Genomic DNA, 24,989 nt, shown 5'->3' with positions numbered 1-24,989 from the left:
TTTCCGTTACTGACGATTACCGATTTGAGTGCCAACTGATGCCGTTTGGGTGCTAGTTTGGCTGGCGTACTGGCTTAGTAGCTGATTGCAGGTGATTAGCTGCAATCAGTCCAATGAATGTCAATGCTACCGTCAATACCGCTAGGGCCATACCGGCGGCCGCTTCACCTTGTTCGAACGATTGATAGATAAATGTTGAAACGGTCGTCATACCGGAAGGCAGTAACAATAGGGCAACGACTAATTCACGACTCGTGGCAATGAAAGCCATCACAAAGCTGTTGAGTAGCGCGGGCCATAGAATCGGAAGTGCAATTTTTAGGATAATGCGGCCGAAACTAGGTTCGAAGATGCGCGCGCTAGCCAGCAATTCCGAGTCAAAGGCCTTGAGGGCGGTCGTCAAGTATTGCACCGTTGTTGGTAGAAATAAGGTGACATCCGCGATCAGGAGGATGGTTAGGGTGCCGTATAATTTGGTGAACGCCAGCACCTGTGAAAAGAGCATCATTAAGCTCAATGCTAAGACGACGTTTGGAATTGCGAGTGGCAATGCGCCCAAGGTATGACATAACTGTCGCAGCCACTTGGGAAAACGTTTTGTTAAACTCCCAACGCTCAAGAATAAACCAACGATCACATTGAGACTGCTAATCAGTAATGCCAATCCGACGGTCGTAACAATGGCCTGCCAGGCAGGACTATCAAAGCGTAAGAGGTCTATATAGTGTACAAGTGTCAAATTAGACGGACTCCAACCAAGACTGCGTTGTTTGAGTAGCGATTGGAGCACGATGGCACTGAATGGCAGGACAATAGCAATACTGATGACTAGGGTGACGAAAGTGCCTGCTAATGTTGTCACTCCAAGCTGCCGATATTGTGACGCTGACCGTTGTCCGGTGAACTTAACAGCTGGCCGGCGTAACAACCATTGCTGGATACCCCAGGCAATCAGGGCAATGGTCAGTAGGAGGGTGCCGGTGAGTACCCCGTTTTGGAAATCTAAGGGCCACTGGCTGAGGTCCTTTTGAATCGTAGTCGTCAGAACTTCGAAGTGGATGCTCCGACCAAAGGTGGCTGGCGTTCCAAATTCAGCCAAGGTTTTGGTAAAGACTAAAATCCATACAGCTAAGTATGGGACTAACATGATTGGTAATGTGATTCGCACTAGTCGTTGCCAGGTGTTGACCCCATGAACTTCGGCCACTTGAAGCCAGCGCTGGTTGAATTGCATGAGGGCTGCGCGTAAGCCTAAGTATGCCACGGGATACAAATGCAGACTCATGATAATGACCATCCCGAACGGTGAAAATAGCCACTGAAATTGGTGGTGCCAACTCGGATTAAGCTGAGCCAGTAATCCGTGTGGTTGAAAGAAATATAACCAGCCCATCGCGTTAATATATGGTGGTGTCATGAATGGCACTAACAAGAGCCAATGCAACCAGGCGAGCTTTGTTAAACGGGTGTGCGTCATGATCCATGCCAAAGGGGTGGCTAGCAGGGTTGTCCCGACGACCGTGCCCCCACTGAGGAACAGACTGTGTTGAATGCTCACACGGTTGGTTGGCTGCGTCAGTTGTGACCATAGCTGGCTTGGCGATTGCCCGACTAGTGTTTGACCAATCAGGGCGACTAACGGGCCGATAATCAGAGTTGCCAACAAGCAACTGGTGATGATTGATAAGGACAAGCGGATTTGATGATTACTCATTGGCTAAAGACCTGATTGAATGCGACAACGTTTTTAGTCAGGGCCGCGTTGGCACTGGTCCAATTGACCGTGTAGGCTTTGATGGCTTCGCCATTGCGTGGATCGGTCAAAGTGCTCGTGGTACCTGGAATTAAGTTACTTTTTTGAATTTGTCTTTGAACTTTAGCTGATAAGAGATAGTCAATAAATTGTTTGGCAGCGGCTTGATGACGACTAGCCTTCAAAATCATCGCCGGTCGTGGATTGACCAAAGTCCCACTCTTAGGATAAACGAAACCAATTTTTTCGCCTTTTTTAATAGCTGTTAGACTCATGTAATCGACCCCACCAAAGACGGCGATTTTTTGGCCAGTGATGACTGCATCGAGTACTTCCTTGTTAGCACCCCCGATATCGGCACCGTTTTCTTGAAGGGCTTTAAGTAGTTGCGTACTGTGTTTCATTTGATAAGCGTTAATGAAGTCCAAACTAGAACCAGAGGTTTGGGGGTCCGGAATGGTCACTTGATTGCGATACGGAGTGGTTGTCAAGTCAGACCAGTCTGTCGGTGCCGATTTGATGTGCTGCGTATTGTAGGTGATGCCGACTGCCGAAGCACTGTAATTGATCAACTGGTGGCTAGTATCTTTAAATTGTTTATTCAGGTGTTTAGCTTGAGAAGGCTGATAGGTTAATAGCTGGCTATTCTTTTGTAAATCGACGCCAGCGGCCATTGAAGCTAAAATCAGCACATCAGCTTGGGGATTGCCTTGCTCGGCCTTGACCTTACTTAAAATTTTCCCGGTCGTGCCGTCAAAACTTTTGACTTTAATGCCAGTTTTGGCTTCAAAACCGTGGATGATTTGATCAGAAAGGGGTTTAGGTCCAGCAGCGTATACTGTTAAGACTTGTTGACTGGTTTGCGCGTTGGCGGTTAACGTTTTTTTCTGATGTTGATTAACATAAAGCGACGTGCCAATTGCGAGCACGCCGAGCGTGGATAATGTGATAATTGCTGCTTTAGACATGTGAGTCAACTCCTAAAAAGTTAGTATTTGATGTGGATCGATGCTTAATGTGATCGGTGCAGTGGTATAGGGTAGCTGGGTCTTGACGTGCCAATCATAGGCGCCGACTTGAACGTAAGTATCAAAATGATCGCCCATAAAGGTTGAACGCTGCACCAAGCCTTGGTAAGTGGGCTGCTGAGTACCCGTTTGACTGACTGCGACATATTCCGGGCGAATGGCCTGGTGCGCGTTGATCTGATTAAGGGTGCCCATAAAATTGGCGACAAATTGAGATTTTGGCTGTTGGTACAGCTGTGCTGGTGTGCCCGTCTGCACCACGTTGCCCCCTTGCAGTAATACGAGGTGGTCGGCAACTTGCAAGGCTTCTGGACGGTCGTGAGTTACAAAGATGGCCGTCAGATGCTGGTCGTGAATCAGGGCGCGAATTTCTAATTGAAGCCGTGTGCGCAGTTCGGGGTCAAGCGCACTTAAAGCTTCGTCGAATAAAATCAAATCCGGTTGGGTCGCTAGTGCCCGTGCAAGGGCGACCCGTTGCTGTTGCCCGCCCGAAAGTTCACGTGGATAACGATGTCGGAAGTCAATCAGACTAACTTGTTCGAGGGCCCAGTTGACTTGAGCAGTCAATTCCGGCTTGGTCAGATGCTTTTCTAAAGCGAAAGCGACATTTTCTTGGACCGTCATGTGCGGCCACAGGGCAAAGTCTTGAAAAACCATCGCCAAGTGCCGCTGGGCAGGGGGCTGATTCCAATGGGTCGCGGCGTCAAAAATGGGCTGATTATCAAATGAAATTTGACCACTGTCAGGTGTCGTGAGACCCGCAATCATGTTTAAGAGCGTTGATTTGCCGGAACCGGACGGGCCAATTAATGCCGTGATTTGTTGATCAGGAATCGTCAGACTGAGTTGATTGATTACCGGACCTTGAAAACTTTTGGATAATTCGTGTAGCTTAATGGCAACCACGATATGCAACTCCTTTGTCTTAATTGGTTTGCTCAGTTTATTAAGTTACTTTGTATTGTAGTGGTAATTCGCCGTGTTAACGTTGATTTTGAGTTTAGTTTATGTAAATTTTGTGTGTTATTTCGGTAAAACAGTGCACATAAAAAAAGACCACTGAATCGAATTCAGTGGTCTTGGGTGATTCTTATTGTCCTTCAGTCGTGTTATTGGTATCAGCGGTCGGTGTTTCCGATGAAGTCGCTTCGGAACTTGCTTCGGAGCTTGAACTTGCTTCCGAACTGCTGCTACTTTCTGAACTAGATTCAGAAGATGAACTTTCGGCGCTACTTGAGGAAGAAGAAGCTTCGGAACTACTACTGCTACTTTCCGAACTACGACTACTTGCTTCTGTGCTGGTGCTTGAACTACCCGTTGTTGTTGAACTAGAGCTAGCTGAACTAGCGGTTCCTGACGAGGCTTCACTACTGGAGAAGAGGTGACCAACAACGTAAAGTTCTTCGATACCGTTCTTCTTAGTCGTGCCAACTGAGCTTGGTTTGGTCCAATCAGAGTTTGGTGAATACTGTTGAAGGTAATTCATCATGGCGCGATAAATTTGTTGTGAAATCTTTTCGTTGGAGGTATCTAGATAACCACCAGCTTCGGTGGACTTATCATAGCCAGTCCAAACGGCGACCGAATAATTCTTCGTGTAACCGGCCATCCATGAGTCAACGACGGCATCGGATGGTACTTTGTTTTTATACTGAGAAGCATAGTTGTCAGTACCAGTCTTACCAGCTTGGTAAACGCCGCTGATCTTAGCGGTTGTCGCCGTCCCAGTAGAACTATTGATGACCCCTTTCAGCATATCAGTAATCATGTATGCCGTTGATTTCTTCATGGCGCGCTTACCAGTGCTAGTATACGATGTCGTAACGCCATCAGAAGTAGTCACTTTACGGATGTAGTATGGCTTATGATAAACACCACCGTTGGCGAACGCAGCGTAGGCACCGGCAACTTGTAAGGTGGAAACACCAGCACCGATCCCGTTGGCATAGTTAACGGTTTTGAGGTTCATCCCAAGGTTATTGGCAAAGGTTTTGGCTCGGCTTTTACCAACGGCTTGTAAGGCCCGAATTGCTGGGATGTTCCGTGATTGAACCAGTGCTTCACGCATCGTCATATTGCCCAAGTAATTATTGTCAAAGTCATGCACGGAAATGTTAGTCCCGGGATATTTGTATTTCGTATCAGACAACGACTTGTAAGTTGGCCAATTCAAATATTCAATGGCTGGTCCATAATCGAGAATCGGTTTCATCGTCGAAGCGTTTGAGCGTGATGTCCAGACAGCTCGGTTGGTTCCGTACGTGACATTACCGGTTTTCCGACCACCAATCATAGCTGAGACCTTGCCAGTGTATGAGTCAACAACCGATACCCCTAATTGGAAAGTCTGTTTTCCATTATTAGGATAGTTGACGTATTGAGACGTGTTGGCAATGTCATAAAGCCGTTTCTGGGCATCCATGTCAATGTTCGTATAAACTTTCTCGCCATCGGTTAAATTATAACCTTTTTTGAGGAGGTCTTGACGGACTTCGTTCAGGTAAGCATCCAAGATTTTATTTGTCTTTTCATGCTTCGCTAGGCTTGAACGTCCCGAACTAGTTAAGCCCGTCTTGACACTGACTTTTTCAGCAGCAGTTTCCTGACTCTTGGAGATGACCTTGTTATCGTACATCGCTTCCAGCACCAGATTACGGCGGCTAGTTGCGTATGATGGATAAGTCGTCGGGTCGTAGTAGGTTGGTGATTGCGGCATACCTGCGAGCAGTGCGAGTTGACTAAGGCTCAGATCTTTTAATGACTTACCGTAATAATACTTGGCGGCAGTCCCCATACCATAAATCCCGTTACCCATATAGACCTTATTGATGTAAAATTCCAGAATCTGAGATTTACTGTAATGTTTTTCAAGATTAAGCGCAATCCAGGCTTCCTGCGCTTTGACTTTCAAATTTCGATCCGAAGTACTGGTGGAAAAGACCGCAAGTTTAACGAGTTGCATGGTCAAGGTACTCCCACCTTGCATCCCGAGTGAGCTACCTTTTAAGTTGCCGACTGCAGCCCCAAGAATCCGGTAATAATCGACCCCCTTATGCTTGTAAAAACGGCGATCTTCGATTGAGACGACGGCATTCTTAAGTGTGGATGGGATATTACTAGACTTAACGTATTCGTGGTCGTTAGTTCCCAAAGAGGTCAAATACTTGTCGTTCTGGTCATAAATCTTAACGGTCCCCGTATTGACAAGGTCACTCTGTTTGACTGTTGGTGCCGTCTGCGCATAGTAGAAGAAAAGTGCTAGACCAGCGAGTACCCCGATGACAAACAGTGCAGCTAAGGATAAAATAATCCGCCGAAACCAGTGTTTCTTAGGTGGTTTAGGTTGGCTTTTTCTGCGAGCAACCCGTGAGTTCTGTTCATTGTTACCTGCCATGATGTTCTCCTTTAATGAATTGATGAGGTCTCATCAATAATATGATCAAGCGCATCCAAATAGGGAATGCGTGGATTGATTTGATAATGTAGCTCCGCGGCTAAATGTTCAATATCCGTCAGTGGAATTGACTTGCGACCACCATCTCCTTGATGATCCCAATAAGTAAATAAGTCGCTGGCTGTTAACAAAAATAGGCGCCCCAAACTCGCAAACCGAATGATAACAAAACAGATTCCGCTTTGAGCTAAGCACTGGCGCATGTGCTTAATTTGATGCTCATGAAAGTTTTTTAGCGGAAAAGCCGTTTTGTTCTTGGTCTCCTTGGCCTCAAAATCTAAATACTTCCCCCGATAGACACCGTTATAATCAGTAGTAGAAGCTTGTTTAAAATAAGCTTCGCGGATTACAGCGGCGCTGCGTTTGGGATAATCGACTTTAACGATTTGAATGGGCGTTGGCTTTTTATGAATAACTGCGATATTATTTTCAAGATAATAGGCGTTACTATCATTGATTTCTTGTTCCAAGCTCATTCCACGATCGCCAAAATTGACGTTGGCAAATTTGGAAGATTTCGATTTAGTTGGGCCGGGTTGGCGATAAACTTGACCGTTTGGATAGCGAATCGTCACATTAATCAACCTCCTAATAATGTTACATTTTACCATTAACTAATAGGGAATGTGAAATATCTGTGAGTTTTTAACTGATTTAGACCGATTTAGTGACAGAAAGGAGACTTTTTTATGAGCCGGTTGTGGCTTAGTGGTTACCGGAGTTACGAGTTGAATGTCTTTGGTGATCAGGATGATAAACTAAAAGTTATTAAGTTTGCGTTAACTAATTACTTAACGACGCAGATCGAGGATGGTATGGATTGGCTGATAACGGGTGGTCAGCTCGGTATTGAACAGTGGACAGCCGAAGTAGGGTTAACGCTCAAAAAGACATATCCAGAATTGAAAGTGGCAATGATGTTACCATATGGTGAATTTGGTGGGCGCTGGAATGAAAATAACCAAGCTAAATTACAGACTTTGCTGGCCCAAGTCGATTTTCATGCACCAGTCAGTAAACAACCGTATGAAAATCCGCAACAATTAAAAAATTACCAAGAATTTATGGTTACCCATACGGATGCGGCCACTCTGGTATATGATCCAGATAACCCCGGGAAACCCACGTATGACTATGATTTGATTCGGAACTTTAGTGACACTCATCCGTACCCATTGACCCTGATCGACTTCGACTGGTTACAGGAAAGTGCCAATGAATATGCAGAAAAACAGAATAATGGTTTTAATTTTGAATAAAGTCTGCTACAATGTTTTAAGTAATGCGGATGCCGAATGGGTATCGCGCGAATAACAATGAGGTGTTTTTAAATATGGCTAAACGTAATTTTACTCCCAAAGACATCCTTCAAAAAGAGTTTAAGCCAAAGATGCGGGGTTATGATCCTGCCGACGTGGACGGCTTCTTAGATAATGTCATTAAGGACTATGAGTCATTTACTAAAGATAACCAACAACTTTCAGATGAAAATGAACGGTTACGGGCCAAGGTTGACGAGCTTACCAAGCAAGTCGCTGTCGGTGCAACCAGTCCATCTTCTCAACCGACTAGTACGGTGACGAATATGGATATTCTGAAACGTTTGTCTAACTTGGAACGTCATGTCTTTGGTGCCCAATTAGATAATAATCAAAATGAATCACACCGTCTATAATTGTGATTCGATGTAAATTCTGGGTAATCGCGGTCGGCTTATGTCGGCTGAGGAAGGTCCATGCTCGCACAAGCTGCGATGCTTGTAGTGTTCGTGCTCGGTGAAAAAATAAGCCGGGGTACCGATTTATCGGTAACGGCGGAAAAAACGGCTAAGGCTTCGGCTATGCCCGAGTATTCCTGAAAAGTGCCACAGTGACGATACTCAATTGGAAACGGTTGAGTTGGAACGCGGTAAACCCCACGAGCGGGCAACCCAAACTACGGTAGGGGCGCTTCACATAAGGAACTGAACTAAATGTGGGGGGAGATTAGTAATCTCGAGATAGATGATTACCGCCTAGTTAACAGACCCTGTACTTTAACTAGGTACAAAACATGGCCTACAGGAATTTACATTTAGACAGGAGACTGGGACAAAAGTTCGCTTTTGTCCCAGTTTTTTTATTCGATCAGTTAGCAAACTAGCAACTTATGCTAAACTAGGTGAGGAAACCAATTTAGTGGAAATATTTACTCAACAAGATGCGCCTACAGAACAGGCGTCGCAGGAGGAAACTATGCAAAAATTTAGATTAATTGCCACCGCCGCTAGCGGAATTGAAGCATTAGTGGGGCGTGAATTACGAGATTTAGGGTATCAAGTTCAAACTGAAAATGGCCGGGTTCGATTTAACGGAACGATCAAAGATATTTTGCGGACCAACTTGTGGTTACGAACGGCTGATCGAATCAAGATCATCGTTGGTGAATTTGATGCTTATACGTTCGATGAGTTGTTTGAAAAGACTCTCGCATTGCCATGGGACCAGTTATTGCCGATGGACGCTGAATTTCCAGTTGAAGGTAAATCGCGCAACTCTAAACTCCACAGTGTTCCCGACGTGCAGTCTATCGTCAAAAAGGCGATCGTTAATCAGTTAGCCGATACTTATCATCGGAGCGGGCACCTTCCGGAGACAGGCGCTTTGTTCCCATTAGAAGTGGCTATTAATAAGGATCACGTGTTGTTAACGCTGGATACAACTGGCTCTAGTTTATTCAAACGGGGTTACCGAGTCGAAAAGGGGGGCGCACCCTTAAAAGAAAACATGGCCGCTGCCTTAGTGATGTTAGCTAAGTGGTATCCGGATAATCCATTTGTTGATCCAGTTTGTGGTTCGGGGACGATTCCAATCGAAGCCGCTTTACTGGCGCGCAACATTGCCCCGGGGTTCAACCGCGCATTTGCGTGCGAAAAGTGGGACTGGGTTCCCGCTGGCCTGAGTCAACAATTGAGAGACGAAGCTGATAGTTTAGCCGATTACGACACTGAGCTGGATATTAGTGGGTACGATATTGACGGTAAAATGATTGATATCGCCAAGCTGAATGCGCGGGAAGCCGGGTTGTTGCATGACATTCATTTCAAACAACTGGCCGTCAAAGACTTTACGACTGACAAGATCAACGGGGTCCTAATTGCGAACCCACCATATGGGGAGCGGCTAAGCGATCGGGATAGTGTCCGGATTCTCTATCGGCAAATGGGCCAAGTTTACAGTAAATTGCCAAGTTGGAGCAAGTATATCTTGACCAGTGACTTAGAATTTGAAGACTTCTATGGACAAAAAGCCACGAAACGCCGGAAACTCTATAACGGTGCGTTACGGACAGATTATTTCCAATATTGGGGTAAACGAATTCGGCCAGCACGGACGGAATAAGCAAGCGACCTTTGTTGGTAAAAGTAGGTGAAAAATATTGGCAAATGAAATACCGCGGTCTGAAGTTGATTCCCAGCAGCTATTAGTATTTAAAGTGCTGGCTGACGTGGTTAGACTGAACATTGTTAAGTATTTGAAGCTGCAGGATCAGGCCGTTACTTGTGGGCAAGTCGGACAAGCAATGGGGATTAGTAAAACCGCTGGTTCATATCATTTTAAATTGCTGGAAAAAGCAGGATTAATAACCGTCAAAAAAGTTGCACGTGAAAAATACGTCATGTTGAACCCCAAAACTTTTGATCACTATGTTACCCATTTTTATCAAAGCCTTTAAATTGCTGAGTATTTTGGGCGGTCTTCAACTGTGATTCTGACTAATACCAGTTCTTAAGTGCCGATTGGTCTTTTGAACTGGTATTTTTTTGTTGCCGAATCGTTAGTGGGATGGTACGCTGTAATAGTTCAAAAATATTTGAACTATTGTGGGTGGCCACCCAACTAAATCTAAGAAAAAGATTGACATAGTAGATTTAAACTTTGTGAGTAGGCTTATTCAGCATTGGTAAGTCTGAATAAATGATAATGGGGCGGAAAACATGGAAAATCGACAGCGACAGTTTGGCTGGTTATTAGCGTTAACTTCATTAGGCTTTTTTATGGCAATGATGGACTCAATGATTGTGACAACGGCGTCAACAGCAATTAAAATTGATTTCGACATCTCGGAGGCCAGTTTACAGTGGGCCCTCAACGCTTACAATGTCGCGATTGCAGCAACGTTACTTGTGGGCGTTGCATTAGGTGATCGCTTTGGACGCCGCCGGGTTTATAATCTCGGCATTTTAGTTTTTACGCTGGGTTCAGTGTTTTGTGCATTAGCCAATCGAATGCCATTATTGATAGTGGCACGTGTCATTGCAGGTATTGGGGCCTCCGTCATGACACCGATGTCAATGGCTATTTTAACGGCTGCAGTTCCAGTTGCGAAGCGTGGGAAAGCTTTAGGAATCTGGAGCGGTATCGGTGGACTGGCACTGATTGTCGGGCCGGCTCTGGGTGGTCTAATTGTAGCTAAATTAACCTGGCAGTGGATTTTTTGGATCAATGTGCCACTTGGCCTGATTGTCATAGGATTATCCCGGTTCTATTTACCAGAAAGTACCGGGGTAGCAACACCAATTAATTTAACGGACGCAGGTCTTTCAATGTTAGCGATGACCGCAATCATTTGGGCCTTAGCTGCCAGTTCGACTAGTATTAATGGACTTGGTCCGTTCGTTGGCCTGATAATTGGCTTAGTTGCAGGCACTTGGTTTATCAAGCGACAGCAACATGTCGTTGCACCGTTAATGCCGTTAACGCTTTTTAAAAAGCGTATTTTTACGATGGGAAATGTGGCGACTTTTTTATTATATGCCGCGATGTACGGAGTCGTTTTCTTTTTACCCCAATTCTTACAAGTTGTTCAGCATGATAATGCGTGGGAGGCAGGATTGTCCTTATTACCTTGGACTGGGACACTAGTATTAGTTGCGCCATTTGCTGGCAAAGCTGTGGACCTCTACGGGGAAGCGATTGTGGCAGTTATCGGGCTATTATCTCAAACATTTGGGTATTTCATGCTTGGTTACCTAGTTGCCAACCATGTTGCTTATGTTATGATGATTGCTCCGCTGGCAATTGCTGGGATGGGATTGTCAATGGCGGGCCCCGCGTTACAGCATGCAGTTTTGGGGGGAGTGTCACCGGCAGTTATCGGTAAGGCAGCCGGAATTTACAACGTTTTTCGGTTACTTGGAGGTGCGGCTGGCACGGCAATTGCTGTGGTGGTGTTTACAGTGAGTAGTCGGGTACCTGCGATGAATGCAATTGGCTTTCAAACAGTCATGTTTAGTACAGCATTGATTTCAGCTATAGGCGCCGGTTGTGCTTGGCAAATAAGAAATTCAAAGAACTTGTAGCTGACAATAACGATCATTACAATGTGTGACAGATAGTTTGAGTAGCCTTAAAAGAGCGTGTTTAATCGGGTGACCGACTAAGCACGCTCTTTTAAGGCTAACGTTAACCATGGTTGAGCCTTTGATAATTAATTTAAATAATAATCGAAGAAATTAGCAACTTTGTTCATCAGAGGCACTTTGACCAGATGTTTGGCTTGATAACCCGTGATAAATGCCACTTGTTCAGCATACGGGGCGGTATGCACGCGGTCAAAGAAATTACGAGACTGTGAATAAGGAATCCGTTCATCCTCAGTACCATGCCAAAATAAAAGTGGCCGATGATTGATGGTTTCCGGTTGCAGGTTAAGATCATAGTGATCTAGCCAACTCGTCAATAGGGCTAAATCACTGGGAATGTAATAAGCATGGGCCTGCGCATGTTTGCGGACTAATTGGGCGTACGCGTTCAGGTTAGGGGTCCCCATAATGATTGTGGCTGCTTTAATTTCAGGATGATGGGTCAATAAAGCCCCGGTCGTCATGCCACCCATTGAATAACCGCCGACACCAATCTGCTCATTCAAAATGAGTTTACGCTCCCGGTAGTAATTCACAATTAGCTCGAATTCGCCAAGATTACCTTGGATACTGTTCCAAAAAGTAAATGAAGGAATCTGGCTAACGATTTGGTGTCGTTCACCGTGATTCATGGCATCGGGCAAGACGACTCGTAAATTCTTGCGAGCCAGTTTACGTGCTTGGGTCAAGACGAGTTCTTTATTGGACTGCCAACCGTGGTAAAAAATCACTAGTGGCAGCGGTTGGTCTAAATGGGTTGTAGTAACAACTTCCAGCGCAGGCACATCTTGAAAGTGTCGGTTAGTAACTTTGATCATATTTATCGGCTCACTTTATTAATATTATGATTAAGTTAACTGTGCCAGAAATGACTGCTGAATACAACTGATAGACTTGTTTAGTCAATATTTGGTCTTGTTAATTGTTAGTGATGTTAAAATAATGGTAATCGCCTGTTTATTAACTAGAATTACGGCCTCTAAAAAGTAATCTTAAAACGGAAGGTGTTATAAATGACCGAAATCGAAACGGCACTACTTCGGGACCGAAAAGCAAAAGTCCAGCAATATTTTGCGATGTGGGTCACTCGTGATTTTGAAGCGTTACCAAGAATATTTGCGGTCGATTGTTATTATCAAGAATGCTATGGACCAGCATATCTATCATTAGCGGAAGTTCAAGCCTGGATTGAACATCAATTAAGAGTTCAACGGGTAACGGCGTGGTCGATTCAGCGGTTGTGGTCAGTAACTGACAACATGATCTTTGCCCAGTGGTCCTTCACCGCTGTTACTGACCGGATGACTCAGTTTGATGGGCTTTCGGCAGTTCATTTTAATTTAGCAGGACGTATCGACGATTTACGAGAGTATCAGACCACGACTGCGCATGATTATCCTTATCATGGATCCGTGCTGTGATATGCGAAGCATGTGTGTCATAATGTAAGCGAAATCATTTTGAGCGTTGGGGGAATCAGTATGCAAGTTCAAGTTTCTGTTATTGTGGCTGCATGTAATGAGGAGCACTGGTTAAGGCGTTGTTTGACCTCATAAAAAAAACAGACATTAGCGGCCTTAGAAGTCATTATTGTTGATGATGGTAGTACGGACGGCACGGCTGCAATTTGTGACCAATATTGTGAGCGCTGGCCGCACCTATTTCGGGTTATCCATCAACGTAACCAAGGACAGGGACCTGCACGTAATGCGGGGATTACCGCCGCGCATGGTCGCTATTTAGGTTTTGTCGATGCTGATGATTGGGTCGAACCGACGATGTATGCGACCTTAGTAGCAACGGCTGAGCGTAGTCATGCCCAAATCGTCGTTTGTGATGTTCGTAAAATCTACGCGGCGACTCACCGCACAACTAGTCTGCTGAGCTTGCCAGATGCGACTGATCACGTGGCAATTGCGGCTTATCTTAAATACGGTCTAAATAATGCTTATTCCGGAAATAAATTATATGCACGTTCGTGTTGGCAGAAATATCGTTACCAGCGGATGGTCTACGAGGATTTAGATATTTTGCTGGACATGTTGAGTTGCTGTGAGCGAGTCGCATATGTGCAACAACCATTTTATAATTATTATAAACATGCTGGTTCGACAACTTTAGATTATACCAACCCACGACTGTTTGATATTATGACAGCCTATCAAGATGCCATTGAGCACGCCAAGGTGACGTATCAGGATGCGGTGACTTATTGCGTCGCTAAGCGAATTTTGATTAATTTAGCAACGCCAGGCTTTGCCGATTATCTAGCGGAGTTTATTGAACTGATACGACAATTGCGTCCTACTTTTGAAGCCAGTCCGTCAATAATGAGTGATCCGGCGATTAAAAAAATTTGTGATTATGCAGGTCAATTGACATTACCCCGGCGATTTATCTGTGAGCGTGAGGACTGGGCTCAATCGTGGCAGCAGTATAGTCGGAATTTCAAAACGATTATACCGGTAGCTAAAGCATTGCCGGCCGATTTACGACAACGGTCTAACCACTTTAAACTCGATTATTGGTTGTTGAAAACGTTATTTGAACAAGGTGGCTTGCTGATTTTGGGTACCGTCAAGTTGCACCGACCGTTTGGGCGTTTACGGGCGGGAGGTGACGTGTTAGCCTTTGAAGGTGAACATTGTTTATTAGTTGGTGCGCAACCACGTTCTCCACTGATTTCTGAATTACTGCAACAGTTGATTGTTGGTTCCGAGTCACTAACAGAGTTGCTGACAATGGTTAAGGCACAGCCAGAACGATGGTCAGCGGGTACGCATAAGATTCGCTTGGTTGACATAAAAGATTGGCTACAATAGGGCGACGGGTCACTGAGTCATGCAGAGCAGCGGACTCAGTGACCTATTTAGTCATTGGTTACATTGAAAATGAATAAAAACTAAATAGCAATTTAAAATATTATATAATGATGATAAAATTAATTTTAGATTAAATTAAGAAAGGGTGAAAATATGTTAAAACCAGCACCATTGCACGTTGGTGACCACGTGGCCGTCGTCAGTCTTTCGAGCGGCACGCTCGGAGAACTCACGCAGCAGCATCAATTGAATCGGGGGCTAAAACGGATGCGCCAATTAGGGCTCGTCCCAGTCATGATGCCGAATGCTTTGAAAGGGCGACTGATTTTACAGCAACGCCCTGAATTAAGAGCCGCCGATTTGAAGGCGGCTTTCTTAGACCCAAGTATCCGTGGAGTTGTGGCGGCAATTGGCGGTGATGATACGTATCGAACCGTGCCATTTTTGATGGCTGATGAGCAGTTTAAGACGGCGGTTCGGCGGTCGCCTAAACTGTTTACAGGCTTTTCAGATACGACGATCAATCATTTGATGTTTTATCAGCTTGGACTGCAAACTTTTTATGGCCCCAATTTTTTAAGCGACTTGGCCGAATTAGGGCCGACGATGTTGCCGTATACCACGAAGACTTGGCAGCGTTACTTTGAAAATCCTCAGCAGACAAGCATTATTAGCAGTCCCGTGTGGTATGACGAACGAACAAATTTCAGTGAATCGGCGCAGGGAACACGGCGCATGACCCACACCGAAATGCACCATTACGAAGTGTTACGTGGTCACGGGACAATCAGTGGGACGCTACTTGGTGGTTGCCTGGACAGCTTTTATGATTTATTGACCACGACCCGTTATCCAGACGAACGGCAAGTTGCGGAACAGTTCAGACTGATTCCATGTGCAGCCGAATGGCGCGGAAAAATTCTGTTTATCGAAACGAGTGACGCGCAGCCGCAGCCAGATTTGTTCAAGCGGATGCTGCAGCGAATGCGACAAGCTGAGATTTTGACAAACGTAGCCGCCGTGATTGTAGGTAAGCCGCAGAATGAGCATTATTATCAGGAATACCGCCAAATTTTGATCGATGAGACAGCCGATTTGAAATTGCCAATTCTGTACAATATTAATTTTGGTCACGCTTTTCCGCGAACGGCACTTCCATATGGGGCGCAAGTGTGTATCGATTTTGAGCAAGCCACGTTAAAAATTTTAGAACCTTGGTTTGTGGAAGCTTAAGTAGTCATTGTTAAATTGGTATCGGCAGACGATCAAAAAGATATTCTTTGTTCATTGCAACGAGCAAAGAATAGTGCAATACGAGAGGAGTTGTCATATGAAATTACAAATTCGACGTTTTAAAACTACGGATGCGCCAGCAGCGGCGGCACTGATTGCGCGCACATTACTGACGAGTAATCAGGGTGACTATCCCAAAGCATACTTGGATCGGCTCATTACCCAGATGACACCGGCTTGGCTATGCCAAAAAGCTGCTGCGACGCACTTTTATGTCGGTTATTTTCAGCAGCAACTCGTTGCGACCGGGGCGATTGGGTCATACTGGGGGCGCCCAGGTGAGTACAGTCTGTTCACGATTTTTGTTGATCCGGAGGTTCAAGGCATGGGGGGGGGCGTCAAATTCTGCATACCCTTGAACAGGATGTCTATTTCAGTCATGCCCACCGTGTAGAAATTCCAGCGTCCGTGACTGCGCACTTATTTTACCAACACTTCGGGTATCGACCTAAGCCTGGAGGAATCTACCCGGATGATGAAGGCCTGTATCGATTAGAAAAGTTTCCACATGAATCATTTCACTAGTAAATCACACTTTCCTGCATTGGTTTATAATGTAAACAAATTGTAAAGTGACTGCAATCAGTTTGAGAACTTATCTGCACATTTTATCGGTAGGATAAGGTGTGCAGTAAACGTACATATCAAACTAATGATGGGAAGGCGAGTAATTTGGTCATGCAGAAAAAGTGGCGGTTGATACTGCTGCTCGTGGGTTGTTTTTTAGGTGGTATCGGAGTCGTTCAGGCACACGCGGCGGTGCCGGATATCTCAGAGTGGCAAGGTCAGTTAACGAGTACCGAGGTTCAAAGTTTGAAGAGTCAGGCTGATTTTGTCATCAACCGGGTGCAATATGGGAGCAGTTATGAGGATCTCTACCACACCTCTAATGAGAGTCTCTATGTGAAATATGGTGTTCCGTTCGGGTCCTATGACTATGCGACCTTTACGAGTACCGCGACTGCCAAAGCCGAGGCAGATAAGTTCTATCAACGCGCAAATAAGAACACGAAGTTCTACGTCTTGGATTTTGAAACGACTTCCATGAGTAGCACGGCGGCCAACGCGGCTGTCAAGGCTTGGTATACTGAGATGCGGTCGTTAACGAGCAAGAAGTTGATTTTTTATTCGTACCAGTCATTTGCAACCACATACGCCAACACGGCACGGCAAAGTTTTGATGCCCAGTGGATTGCAAATTACTCCTCGAAGCCGACGATTTCGTTCTCATTGTGGCAATATTCCAGTAGCTATTATTTATCTTCGCTAGGACAATATGTTGATAACAGTTTGTATGACAGTGCTTCCGTGACGACATACCACCCGTTAAGCTGGTGGACTTCCGGGACTTCGGCATCATCGTCGACCAGTTCAACTAGCACGACGTATGCCTACAGCAGTTATACGAAAGGGCAACATGTGTACCTCAATAATGGGGCGTCGAGCTATTATGACGGCACAAAAGTGCCCAGTAGCGCTAAGAAAAAATACTACAAGGTCACAGCAACCAAGTCAGTCACTAAGAGTCGTTCCAAGCAGCTGGTTTACTTAAGTGGTCTAAATAAATGGGTCTTATCACAGAACGTCACCGGCTATTGGGTCGGCCAACACGGATTATATCAACTTCGTGAAAAGAGCACTTTGTTCAAAGATGTTAATTTGACAACCTCGACGGGTAAAACCTTGAAAAAGGGTGGCATCTACAGTGGTAAATTGGTTAAAAGTGGGAATTTCTATCGAATTAAGGTGAGTGGTGGTTATATCACGGCGAAGGTCTCCAAATCTGATCATTGGTACTATGAATCAGTACCTTCCAGTGGCTGGATCAAGGCTAAAGTGGGACTCTACACCTATAAATCTTCAAACTTTGTTAAGTCTAATCGACACGCTTACCACGCCGCTGGTGATCGAATTAAAGTAACGAAGGTTTACTCACGGTCGGGTGGCTCACGCTATTATTTAACGAATAAAGGGAATTACGTTTCAGCCAACCGCTCAAACGTGGTCACACAATAAGTCAATTAAGTCGCTCAAAACGAGCATAGCCAGTTGATTACTAAACGACTTTCAGCAAGTTATTAGCTGAAAGTCGTTTTTTTGAGGAAATACGTCGATTGGAAGTACGTTAAGATTAAAAAGTGCTACACTTATTTTAATTATATTTTAATCTTGTGGGGTGGGAATACAATGAAAATTGGGACATTTTCTGCATCAACGCCGATTACGGCATTATCGCCAAACCGTTATGCTCGCGCACGACGGTTCTTGGCAACCCAAGGAGTGACCTTAGTTGCCGGTAATTTGACGGGACGACGGGATAGTTACCGTGCTGGTTCCATCAAAGAACGGGCGGCCGAAATCAACGCGTTAATTCATGATGATTCGCTGGACATCTTGATGGCAACGATTGGTGGGACGAACGCAAATTCGGTGCTAGCAATGCTCGATTACGAGTATCTCAATCAGCATCCCAAAACAATTGTCGGTTACTCCGATGCGACGGCCGTGTTATTGGCGGTGCAAACGCACGCGCCTAATTGTCGTGTGATTTACGGACCGGCCTTAGTAGCCTCACTTGGCGCCTTAGAGTCAGAGATCGTGACAACCACTTGGCAGAATTTTCTGACAGTCTACCGCGCAGCACCGGGGCAGGCCGTAACCGAACAGGCACCGGCACAGTGGACGGATGAAGCGGTCAATTGGGAGACCTTTGAACATCCGAAACACATGCACGCAAATACTTGGCATTATACGGCGACCCCCATTTTGACTGGCCGTTTGATCGGTGGGAACTTGAACACCATGTACGGGTTCTTTAACTCACCTTATTTTCCAAAATTAACTGGTAACGAGCTTTTATTTATTGAAGATGCCGAGAAAACTGCAGCAACGCTGGAAAAAAATTTCGTAATGTTAGCGTTGGCTGGTGTTTTTGATCAAATCTCTGGCATTATTTTGGGAAAACACGCGTTGTACGATGATCAAGGCAGCGGGCGGTTGCCAATCGATATCTTACAGGAGGTGCTGGGGGATCGCCAATTACCAATTATTTACGACTACGATAGCTGCCATACAGTCCCCATGCTCAGTACGCCATTGGGGGCGGATGTCCGGATTGATGCGCAGGCTCGAACGGTGACGTTTAGTCATTTTTAGACTAATAATCGTTATAAATTAGTCCAAAACCGCGAACCACAACAGGTAGTCAACGGGGTTGTAGTTGATGTTGCCAGGTTGTTGGTGAGCATCAAAACATAATGAGTTGGGAGTAAGCTCATTCAGTCGGTGATTGGTCAGACTCGAGGTCCAAGAAAAAACGTTTTTGAAGCTTAGTCGCGGTGTAACCAATTTGCTGATAAAATTGGTGCGCGCCTTGGCGTTCGATACCGGAATTCAATCGAATACCAGCGACGTGATAAAGGCGCGCTTGTTGTGCCAATGCGGTCATTAAGGAACAACCAACGCCTCGATGTTGTACGGTAGTGCTAACGGCGAGTGCCAATATATTGAATAGTGCTGGACCATATGTTTCTAAATAAACTTCAGCATGGACATAGCCAAGAACTTGTTGATCATTGGCGCTGGTCGCTGCTAGCAAGATATGCCGCTCTGGTTGTGACAGTAAGCGAGCTAAGTTTTGAGTCGTATTTATTAAGGGATAGTCATAGTTTAGTTGGTCAGCGTTTAATTTCTGAATCGTAGGGGCATCAGTAATTTGAACAGCTCGAATCATAAATGAAACCTTCTTTCGTGAAAATTATTCTCATTGTACGCTTATCTTATTCAGAATGGTAGTCGCAGAAAACTTTGTAAACCGGCCATACTTACATGCCTGATATAAGAATACTTGCTTTTTGATAAATGATAAACATATAATAAAACAATTAGATTAACAAAAGGAGTGTGATGGTGATGCACAAATATAGCATTCAAGTGGGGGGCTACACGCAGTATTTTTTTAAGGTCATTCGGGATACTCCCGGGGTGTTAATTTACACGATCTGTTTGCCACTTGTCTTTTTAATCATGAATGTCAGTAGCGCTTTCTTTAAACCTTTATCGCTGACAACTTATACGGCTCAAGTCATGCCCTACATTGGTTGGATGATTTTTTCAAATTGTCTAACGACTGCCAGTAATGTAGCCATTCTTCGCGAGCAGGGTTATCTCAAACAATATCGAACCTTGGTGGTTAGCCCCGCAGTTTTTCTTGTCAGTCAAGCGCTGGTCAGCTTGGGTATAATTTTGATGACTTTATTGTTGGTGGCCCTGTTGAGCGCGATTACTTTCAAGTTGGCCTTTTTATCGTTGCTAGGTCGCTTATGGTTGACCGTGTTGCTTACGTATCTACCAGTCACTTGTTTTGGCTTACCCTTGATTGCCTTGGCACTCCGACGTAAAACTGTCGATATGATTGGAAATGCACTGGCGATGATTATCGTCGTGGGTACCTTTATGTTAAGTAACATGCTGACAGTGTCTGCCAATAACCCATTACTCAACCTGGTTAGTCCCATTTACTTAGTTACCAATGTTTTTGCGATGATCAGCGTGGGCCCCGTCAGCCACTTTATGACGACTTATCTTCTGAGTCTGATTGTATTATTGGTTATCGGCGGATTTAGCTATCGGCACATTAAGATTCTGCCAACGGAGGGCTTATAATGATGCGTGTTGAGCACTTAGCATATTACTTTTCAAGAAATGGGCAACCGTTCTTCAAGGACGTGAGTTTTCAATTAAAAAGTCCCGGTGTCAATTTTTTGATTGGTCAAAATGGAGCTGGAAAAACGACGCTGGCTGATATCATCACTGGTTTGCGGCCGGCACAAGGTGAATTAGACCTACCTAAAGCAGCCATTTATTTGAACCAACAACTCCCGTTACTGTCTTCAATTCGTGTGCGGGACGTTGCCCAACTGGTTTTGGGCATCGAGCACGGACGACTACGATTGACAACTGAACAGCTCCAACAACTTATTGATACCCAAGCTTATCAATTCTTGGCCCCGTTGTGGGATCAGCATTATGGTCAGCTTTCTGGGGGCCAACGCAAATTAGTTCAGTTATTGCTGTTCTTACAAGTTGATCGCGAATTGATTGTTTTGGATGAACCAACAGCAGCGGTCGATCGGGAAAACGTGCAGTTGTTGTTTCAGGTCATGCAAGCCCATCCTGAGCGAACCTACTTGATGATTACACATGACGTTCGCGACCTTCATGCTTTTACAGATTACCAAGTGCTGTGGCTCAATGATCGGCAGGTGACGACACTGTCCAAGCGAACGTTTGAAGCTGCGAGCGCGCAAGCTGACTTTGTTGCGCTCTTCAAAACGCAGTAATATAACAGTAATGGCTCTTGCGCTGCAATGGCGACACTTATTTTGAGTCCTTTGGCGCTCAAGTTGGCCTCGCTGGCAAGTCTCATAAAATGACACTAAAAAACGGTACTCAGATTAGTTTGAGTACCGTTTTGCGTATTATTGGTGAGCGTACCTAGCCAAAGTAATAAATATAACCGATGATCAATGCCCAGATAACGATCCATAAAATACTGAATGCCAACTTGAAGTAATACAAATGAAAACGAAAACGACGGAAGCGGTCGCTACCGGCCAATTTGAACGTCAAGGTCTTGTTATCTAATAATTGCAAGTAATCATAGAAACGGGGAAGCCACACACCGCCCGTTGTTAACACGATTAACAATCCGATGATGGCAAACGCCGCTGCGGGGTAAACGATACTGGTATCGACCGTAAAGGCCGGTGCAAGAATGTTGGCATATAACAACCATAAAGCATACAACCCCAACGCGTAACCAATAATCCGAACAACATTAACGATAATTAGCCGTGACTTTAAGTCCGGTTGTTGTTGCATGAGTGCCTGATTCGCATGATAATGCTGGGTGCCAAAGCGCCCGCTGACCGGAATCAAGTATCGGTTTTGATGTAAGTATGGCAGTTGTGCTAACAGCGTGATCAATGCCACAACTGGTACGGCGATTGCCACCACCATTAGTAGGTACTCAATAGTGACCATGGGAACGGTGCTGACCCGGTAGGCCCAACTAATCCAACCAATCAGGATGAAGACGTCTAATGCCAAAACCAACCAAATCTGAAAGCGACGATAGTGTTCGAACGTGGCGGTATCGGCTAGCTGCCAATGATGGTCTTGAGTTGAGTGACCAATCAAGTAATCATAACTTTGCGTCGGCCACACTAAGACAGGAATCATTAGCAAGATGATGCCAACGATCATTAAGGCGATGCTTGTGACAACACTCCGAATCGGAAAAATCAACAGGGTTAATTTTGCGCTGACCAAGTAGCAACTGACTAGTAAACTGATAACACCGAGCCACCAGCAAGCTGCCATTCCATAATATAACCATTTCAATCGTGGTGCTTGATCGGTCACGTGTTGCCGCACTTGATGTTGCAATTGGAGCTGTGCGCGCGGCGCCAGGTTTTTAGCTGGCTGGATGACCGGATGCTGAAGATTGTGGTATTCCAACCAACCCATGAGCCCTAACAATAAAACTAAAAGAATCCAAACAATAACTAACATGGCAAAAGTCCTTTAAAACAATATAGTCGTGCGTATTAATAAGTGTAAAACGAAAATATGGTCAAAATGTGACGATTATTTAAATCTTGTAACTTTTTTAATGGTCAGTTGATTTAACGAAGCGGTTAAAAACCATTTTCTACTGATCAGTTGTGGACTAGACTATGCATGACTGATTGTAAAGCTATCTGTAATAAAAAGCATTTGGAACTACTTACGATGTCTGTCATTGTGGGAGGAAAGTAATCATGAATCAATTAATGACGGAATTGGGACAAGTGTACTATCAGTACCGACCGGCGGGACCACAACAGCCGACGTTGATGTGCTTACCGGCGTTTGGCTGGGACGCCACTGATTATAATTTTAAGCATTTAATGGCACGATTGGCGTGGGCCGTAGCATTCATAGTCAAATGGTGCGCACTGTCCCGCATATTTTAGCCAATCTTGAGGATGTGGTTCACCATGAACACGTGAGCAACTTATTATTGGTGGGCCACAGTTTAGGCGCTAGTTACGCATTCTTATATGCCCAGCAGCACTTAGATAATGTTTGTGGCTTAGTTTTGCTTGAACCACCCTATGCCGCGATGGCACCACAACTTCTTGCAAACGTCCAATCTTTTATTGAAAACTATCCGCAACTAGTACAACAGCGACAAACTTTGACACTTCAGCAACTCTTAGCAGAAGTTAATCCTTTAAACCTACTGGCAGAACGTGTCGCCAATGCCCGTATTGATTTAGCAGCTTACGCGAACCCGAGTATTCTGACTGAAGCGCAATGCTTACCACAATTAGTAACGACGCTTCGAACCGCTGAAAAGCGGGTACTGACGCTGCCAATCCAAGTTTTAGTCACTGACCAACGCTTGACGGCGTACCAACAATCACCGTGGTGCCAGCTTGGTCACCTAGTTCATGCACCAGGTCAGCATTATTTACACTGGACGAACGAAAATTTTGTCCGGCAACAACTATTGATTGCTCTGTCCCAGTCATAGGGGGCAAAGAGCCAGTCCACGGTATTAAATTAATCGCTGCAAAGCTAGTACCAGCAACATCTACCAATGGTCTGACTTTAATCCAACTGAATCAGCCACCCGCAACAAATTCGAGTATGCTAAAATGAAAGCAGATTGGTTGTGGAGGCGTTGGAAAATGCAAAAACAAGTAACGATTATTGGTAGTGGCATTGTTGGGGCGGTCACGGCGTACTATTTAAGCCAGAACCCTGACCTGAACGTCACGATTTATGATGAAGGTATTGGTCAAGCGACTAAGAATTCAGCAGGGATTATTTCACCTTGGTTATCCAAACGTCGTAATCAGCGTTGGTATCAACTCGCTAAGGCCGGGGCTGCTTTGTATCCGGAAATTGTTGCGGACACGCAAATGGGCTATTCTGTTTATCAACAAGCAGGAACGATTGTGACTCGTGCCGATCCAGATGATCTGCAGGCGCTATACGATTTAGCTCTAAAGCGCCGGCAAGCGGCACCCCAGATGGGAACGATTGAGAAATTAACTGCTGAAGAAGTCCAAGAACGGATCCCACTGCTAACGGCGCCCCAACCCGGTGTGTTTGTGAGTGGTGGTGCGCGGGTCGATGGCGATAAGTTTGCACATAATTTACTGAAATACGCTGAAAAGCGGAACCTGGTCCGTCATAAAGGTAAGGTACGTTTAGGTGACCAGGGCCAACTATTGACGGTTAATGGTCAGCAAAGCTATGACACGTTGATTTTAGCAGTCGGGGCGTGGCTAAAGCCGTTATTGTTGCCAATGAAGATTGTTGCTGATGTTCGGCCACAAAAAGGGCAGTTGATTGAAATGCAGCTGCCTGAGACTTGGGCTGACGATGTTCCAGTGCTCATGCCTGAAGGTGAACGAGACTTTATTCCCTTTACGCGCAGCAAATTGGTCGTCGGGGCGACGCACGAAAATGATCAGGGCTACGATTTGCAGGTTTCAAGTCTGGTTGAAGATGATCTCTTTGCTAGCGGGCTCAAACTTGATGCCAACCTGACTAAGGATCAAATTACGCAGGTAAAAGTGGGTACGCGTGCCTACACGCGTGACTTTGCGCCGTTCTTCGGTCCAATTCCGGATAACCCACATATTTTGGTAGCTAGCGGGTTAGGTTCATCTGGTTTAACAACAGGACCCATGATTGGTAAGTTGTTAGCCGATTATGTTCAAACTGGTGCTCATAACTGGGACCAGTATCAACGACCAATTGAAACTTATTTGGCCCCGGCTGATTAGTCACTAAGATGTAAGCCTTGTTGTGCTAATTGATGGGCGCCATGGTTATCACTTTCGGCAATCCACTGGGTGATTACTAATTGGCACTGGTCTTGCAGGTGCAGCAAAGTCGCCAGCTCGACACTGAAAGTTTTGCTGTAACCCTTGGCGACACTTTCGGCGACGATTTGACTATCCGTATAGAAAAAGACGCTGACTTGCGGACCATAAGAATCTAATAAAGTTTTAAAGCCAGCAATGGCGGCAAGAAATTCTGCGGTATGATTATCACTGTCTGGCAAGACCTGTTTGAATTGGTGTTGTTGGCCCTGATCAATAATTAAGATTCCCGCGGCACTGCGCTGATTATCGGGTGTGGTCGCGGCATCCGTATATAATTGCATCAAACT

At 45.2% G+C, this 24,989-nt stretch carries 24 protein-coding genes, 1 other RNA gene and 1 pseudogene; 17 read left to right on the top strand and 9 right to left on the bottom strand.

The features are described from left to right. Positions 1-52: 52 nt before the first annotated feature. From ACWQAU_RS04315 to recU, 5 genes are all read right to left on the bottom strand, one after another. Positions 53-1,714 carry an ABC transporter permease gene (locus ACWQAU_RS04315; protein ID WP_015825558.1) on the bottom strand — a complete coding sequence of 554 codons (1,662 nt, stop codon included), beginning with the start codon at positions 1,712-1,714 and terminating at the stop codon, positions 53-55. After that, on the bottom strand, positions 1,711-2,721 hold the full coding sequence (locus ACWQAU_RS04310; protein ID WP_027821441.1) for an extracellular solute-binding protein: 1,011 nt from the start codon (positions 2,719-2,721) through the stop codon (positions 1,711-1,713). Before ACWQAU_RS04310 ends, ACWQAU_RS04315 begins: the two co-directional genes overlap by 4 nt. Positions 2,722-2,733: 12 nt before the next feature. Continuing rightward, positions 2,734-3,687 carry an ABC transporter ATP-binding protein gene (locus ACWQAU_RS04305; protein WP_003645078.1) on the bottom strand — a complete coding sequence of 318 codons (954 nt, stop codon included), beginning with the start codon at positions 3,685-3,687 and terminating at the stop codon, positions 2,734-2,736. A gap of 184 nt (positions 3,688-3,871) precedes the next feature. Beyond that, positions 3,872-6,175: a transglycosylase domain-containing protein gene (locus ACWQAU_RS04300; protein ID WP_027821442.1), complete on the bottom strand. Its 2,304-nt coding sequence runs from the start codon at positions 6,173-6,175 to the stop codon at positions 3,872-3,874. 11 nt (positions 6,176-6,186) lie between these two features. Next, positions 6,187-6,810 (bottom strand): Holliday junction resolvase RecU, encoded by a 624-nt coding sequence (recU, locus tag ACWQAU_RS04295; protein WP_003644374.1) that lies wholly within the window; start codon positions 6,808-6,810, stop codon positions 6,187-6,189. 114 nt (positions 6,811-6,924) lie between these two features. On the opposite strand from recU, the gene ACWQAU_RS04290 reads away from it, so the two are divergent. The 6 genes from ACWQAU_RS04290 to ACWQAU_RS04265 all read left to right on the top strand — a co-directional run bounded on the left by ACWQAU_RS04290 (position 6,925) and on the right by ACWQAU_RS04265 (position 11,576). Further along, on the top strand, positions 6,925-7,494 hold the full coding sequence (locus ACWQAU_RS04290) for an SLOG family protein (RefSeq protein WP_003640485.1): 570 nt from the start codon (positions 6,925-6,927) through the stop codon (positions 7,492-7,494). Between the two features lie 74 nt (positions 7,495-7,568). Next, positions 7,569-7,910, top strand: coding sequence for a cell division regulator GpsB (gpsB, locus tag ACWQAU_RS04285; RefSeq protein ID WP_003638751.1), 342 nt, complete (start codon positions 7,569-7,571; stop codon positions 7,908-7,910). A gap of 15 nt (positions 7,911-7,925) precedes the next feature. Next, positions 7,926-8,300, top strand: an RNA gene (gene rnpB / locus ACWQAU_RS04280) — RNase P RNA component class B. 169 nt (positions 8,301-8,469) lie between these two features. Further along, positions 8,470-9,615 (top strand): THUMP domain-containing class I SAM-dependent RNA methyltransferase, encoded by a 1,146-nt coding sequence (locus ACWQAU_RS04275; RefSeq protein WP_013355522.1) that lies wholly within the window; start codon positions 8,470-8,472, stop codon positions 9,613-9,615. A 37-nt stretch (positions 9,616-9,652) separates the two neighbouring features. Next, positions 9,653-9,949 (top strand): ArsR/SmtB family transcription factor, encoded by a 297-nt coding sequence (locus ACWQAU_RS04270; RefSeq protein WP_003640488.1) that lies wholly within the window; start codon positions 9,653-9,655, stop codon positions 9,947-9,949. A 262-nt stretch (positions 9,950-10,211) separates the two neighbouring features. Next, complete coding sequence (locus ACWQAU_RS04265) at positions 10,212-11,576, top strand: MFS transporter (protein ID WP_003640490.1); 1,365 nt, start codon at positions 10,212-10,214, stop codon at positions 11,574-11,576. Between the two features lie 128 nt (positions 11,577-11,704). On the opposite strand, the gene ACWQAU_RS04260 is transcribed toward ACWQAU_RS04265, so the two are convergent. Beyond that, the gene (locus ACWQAU_RS04260) at positions 11,705-12,457 is read right to left on the bottom strand and encodes an alpha/beta fold hydrolase (RefSeq protein WP_003645075.1); all 753 of its coding nucleotides are present in this window, start codon (positions 12,455-12,457) and stop codon (positions 11,705-11,707) included. Between the two features lie 195 nt (positions 12,458-12,652). Between ACWQAU_RS04260 and ACWQAU_RS04255 the strand changes: the two genes are divergently transcribed. From ACWQAU_RS04255 to ACWQAU_RS04230, 6 genes and pseudogenes are all read left to right on the top strand, one after another. Beyond that, a complete protein-coding gene (locus tag ACWQAU_RS04255) occupies positions 12,653-13,060 on the top strand; it encodes a nuclear transport factor 2 family protein (protein WP_003640492.1) in 408 nt (135 codons plus the stop codon). A gap of 165 nt (positions 13,061-13,225) precedes the next feature. Then, on the top strand, positions 13,226-14,461 hold the full coding sequence (locus ACWQAU_RS04250) for a glycosyltransferase family 2 protein (RefSeq protein WP_079111791.1): 1,236 nt from the start codon (positions 13,226-13,228) through the stop codon (positions 14,459-14,461). Between the two features lie 153 nt (positions 14,462-14,614). Further along, positions 14,615-15,694, top strand: coding sequence for a S66 family peptidase (locus tag ACWQAU_RS04245; protein WP_003640494.1), 1,080 nt, complete (start codon positions 14,615-14,617; stop codon positions 15,692-15,694). Between the two features lie 97 nt (positions 15,695-15,791). After that, positions 15,792-16,279 (top strand): annotated as a pseudogene (locus tag ACWQAU_RS04240) (GNAT family N-acetyltransferase). A 147-nt stretch (positions 16,280-16,426) separates the two neighbouring features. Next, positions 16,427-17,770: a GH25 family lysozyme gene (locus ACWQAU_RS04235; RefSeq protein WP_027821444.1), complete on the top strand. Its 1,344-nt coding sequence runs from the start codon at positions 16,427-16,429 to the stop codon at positions 17,768-17,770. An 81-nt stretch (positions 17,771-17,851) separates the two neighbouring features. Beyond that, positions 17,852-18,910 carry a S66 family peptidase gene (locus tag ACWQAU_RS04230; protein WP_013355528.1) on the top strand — a complete coding sequence of 353 codons (1,059 nt, stop codon included), beginning with the start codon at positions 17,852-17,854 and terminating at the stop codon, positions 18,908-18,910. A 118-nt stretch (positions 18,911-19,028) separates the two neighbouring features. On the opposite strand, the gene ACWQAU_RS04225 is transcribed toward ACWQAU_RS04230, so the two are convergent. Next, entirely contained in the window at positions 19,029-19,487 is a 459-nt protein-coding gene (locus ACWQAU_RS04225; protein ID WP_003640498.1) for a GNAT family N-acetyltransferase, read from the bottom strand. 173 nt (positions 19,488-19,660) lie between these two features. Here ACWQAU_RS04225 and ACWQAU_RS04220 point away from each other — a divergent pair, with 173 nt between their 5' ends. Both ACWQAU_RS04220 and ACWQAU_RS04215 read left to right on the top strand, forming a co-directional pair. Continuing rightward, positions 19,661-20,419 (top strand): hypothetical protein, encoded by a 759-nt coding sequence (locus ACWQAU_RS04220; RefSeq protein ID WP_003640499.1) that lies wholly within the window; start codon positions 19,661-19,663, stop codon positions 20,417-20,419. Next, positions 20,419-21,096: an ATP-binding cassette domain-containing protein gene (locus ACWQAU_RS04215; RefSeq protein ID WP_003640500.1), complete on the top strand. Its 678-nt coding sequence runs from the start codon at positions 20,419-20,421 to the stop codon at positions 21,094-21,096. Before ACWQAU_RS04220 ends, ACWQAU_RS04215 begins: the two co-directional genes overlap by 1 nt. 154 nt (positions 21,097-21,250) lie before the next feature. Here the strand turns inward: ACWQAU_RS04215 and ACWQAU_RS04210 are convergent, their stop codons facing one another. Beyond that, positions 21,251-22,330, bottom strand: a complete 1,080-nt coding sequence (locus ACWQAU_RS04210; RefSeq protein ID WP_027821446.1) for a hypothetical protein — start codon at positions 22,328-22,330, stop codon at positions 21,251-21,253. A gap of 248 nt (positions 22,331-22,578) precedes the next feature. Between ACWQAU_RS04210 and ACWQAU_RS04205 the strand changes: the two genes are divergently transcribed. From ACWQAU_RS04205 to ACWQAU_RS04195, 3 genes are all read left to right on the top strand, one after another. Continuing rightward, entirely contained in the window at positions 22,579-22,773 is a 195-nt protein-coding gene (locus ACWQAU_RS04205) for a hypothetical protein (protein ID WP_228403013.1), read from the top strand. Next, positions 22,746-23,336 carry an alpha/beta hydrolase gene (locus ACWQAU_RS04200; RefSeq protein ID WP_228403011.1) on the top strand — a complete coding sequence of 197 codons (591 nt, stop codon included), beginning with the start codon at positions 22,746-22,748 and terminating at the stop codon, positions 23,334-23,336. Before ACWQAU_RS04205 ends, ACWQAU_RS04200 begins: the two co-directional genes overlap by 28 nt. A 157-nt stretch (positions 23,337-23,493) precedes the next feature. Next, positions 23,494-24,600 (top strand): NAD(P)/FAD-dependent oxidoreductase, encoded by a 1,107-nt coding sequence (locus ACWQAU_RS04195; protein ID WP_015380348.1) that lies wholly within the window; start codon positions 23,494-23,496, stop codon positions 24,598-24,600. On the opposite strand, the gene ACWQAU_RS04190 is transcribed toward ACWQAU_RS04195, so the two are convergent. Beyond that, the gene (locus ACWQAU_RS04190; RefSeq protein ID WP_003640505.1) at positions 24,597-24,983 is read right to left on the bottom strand and encodes a ribonuclease HI family protein; all 387 of its coding nucleotides are present in this window, start codon (positions 24,981-24,983) and stop codon (positions 24,597-24,599) included. The genes ACWQAU_RS04195 and ACWQAU_RS04190 overlap by 4 nt on opposite strands. Positions 24,984-24,989 lie beyond the last annotated feature (6 nt).

It is taken from the genome of Lactiplantibacillus sp. 3062 (assembly GCF_055413545.1).
Note: the sequence above shows the minus strand (reverse complement) of the source record. Positions and strands in the feature narration are given on the sequence as shown.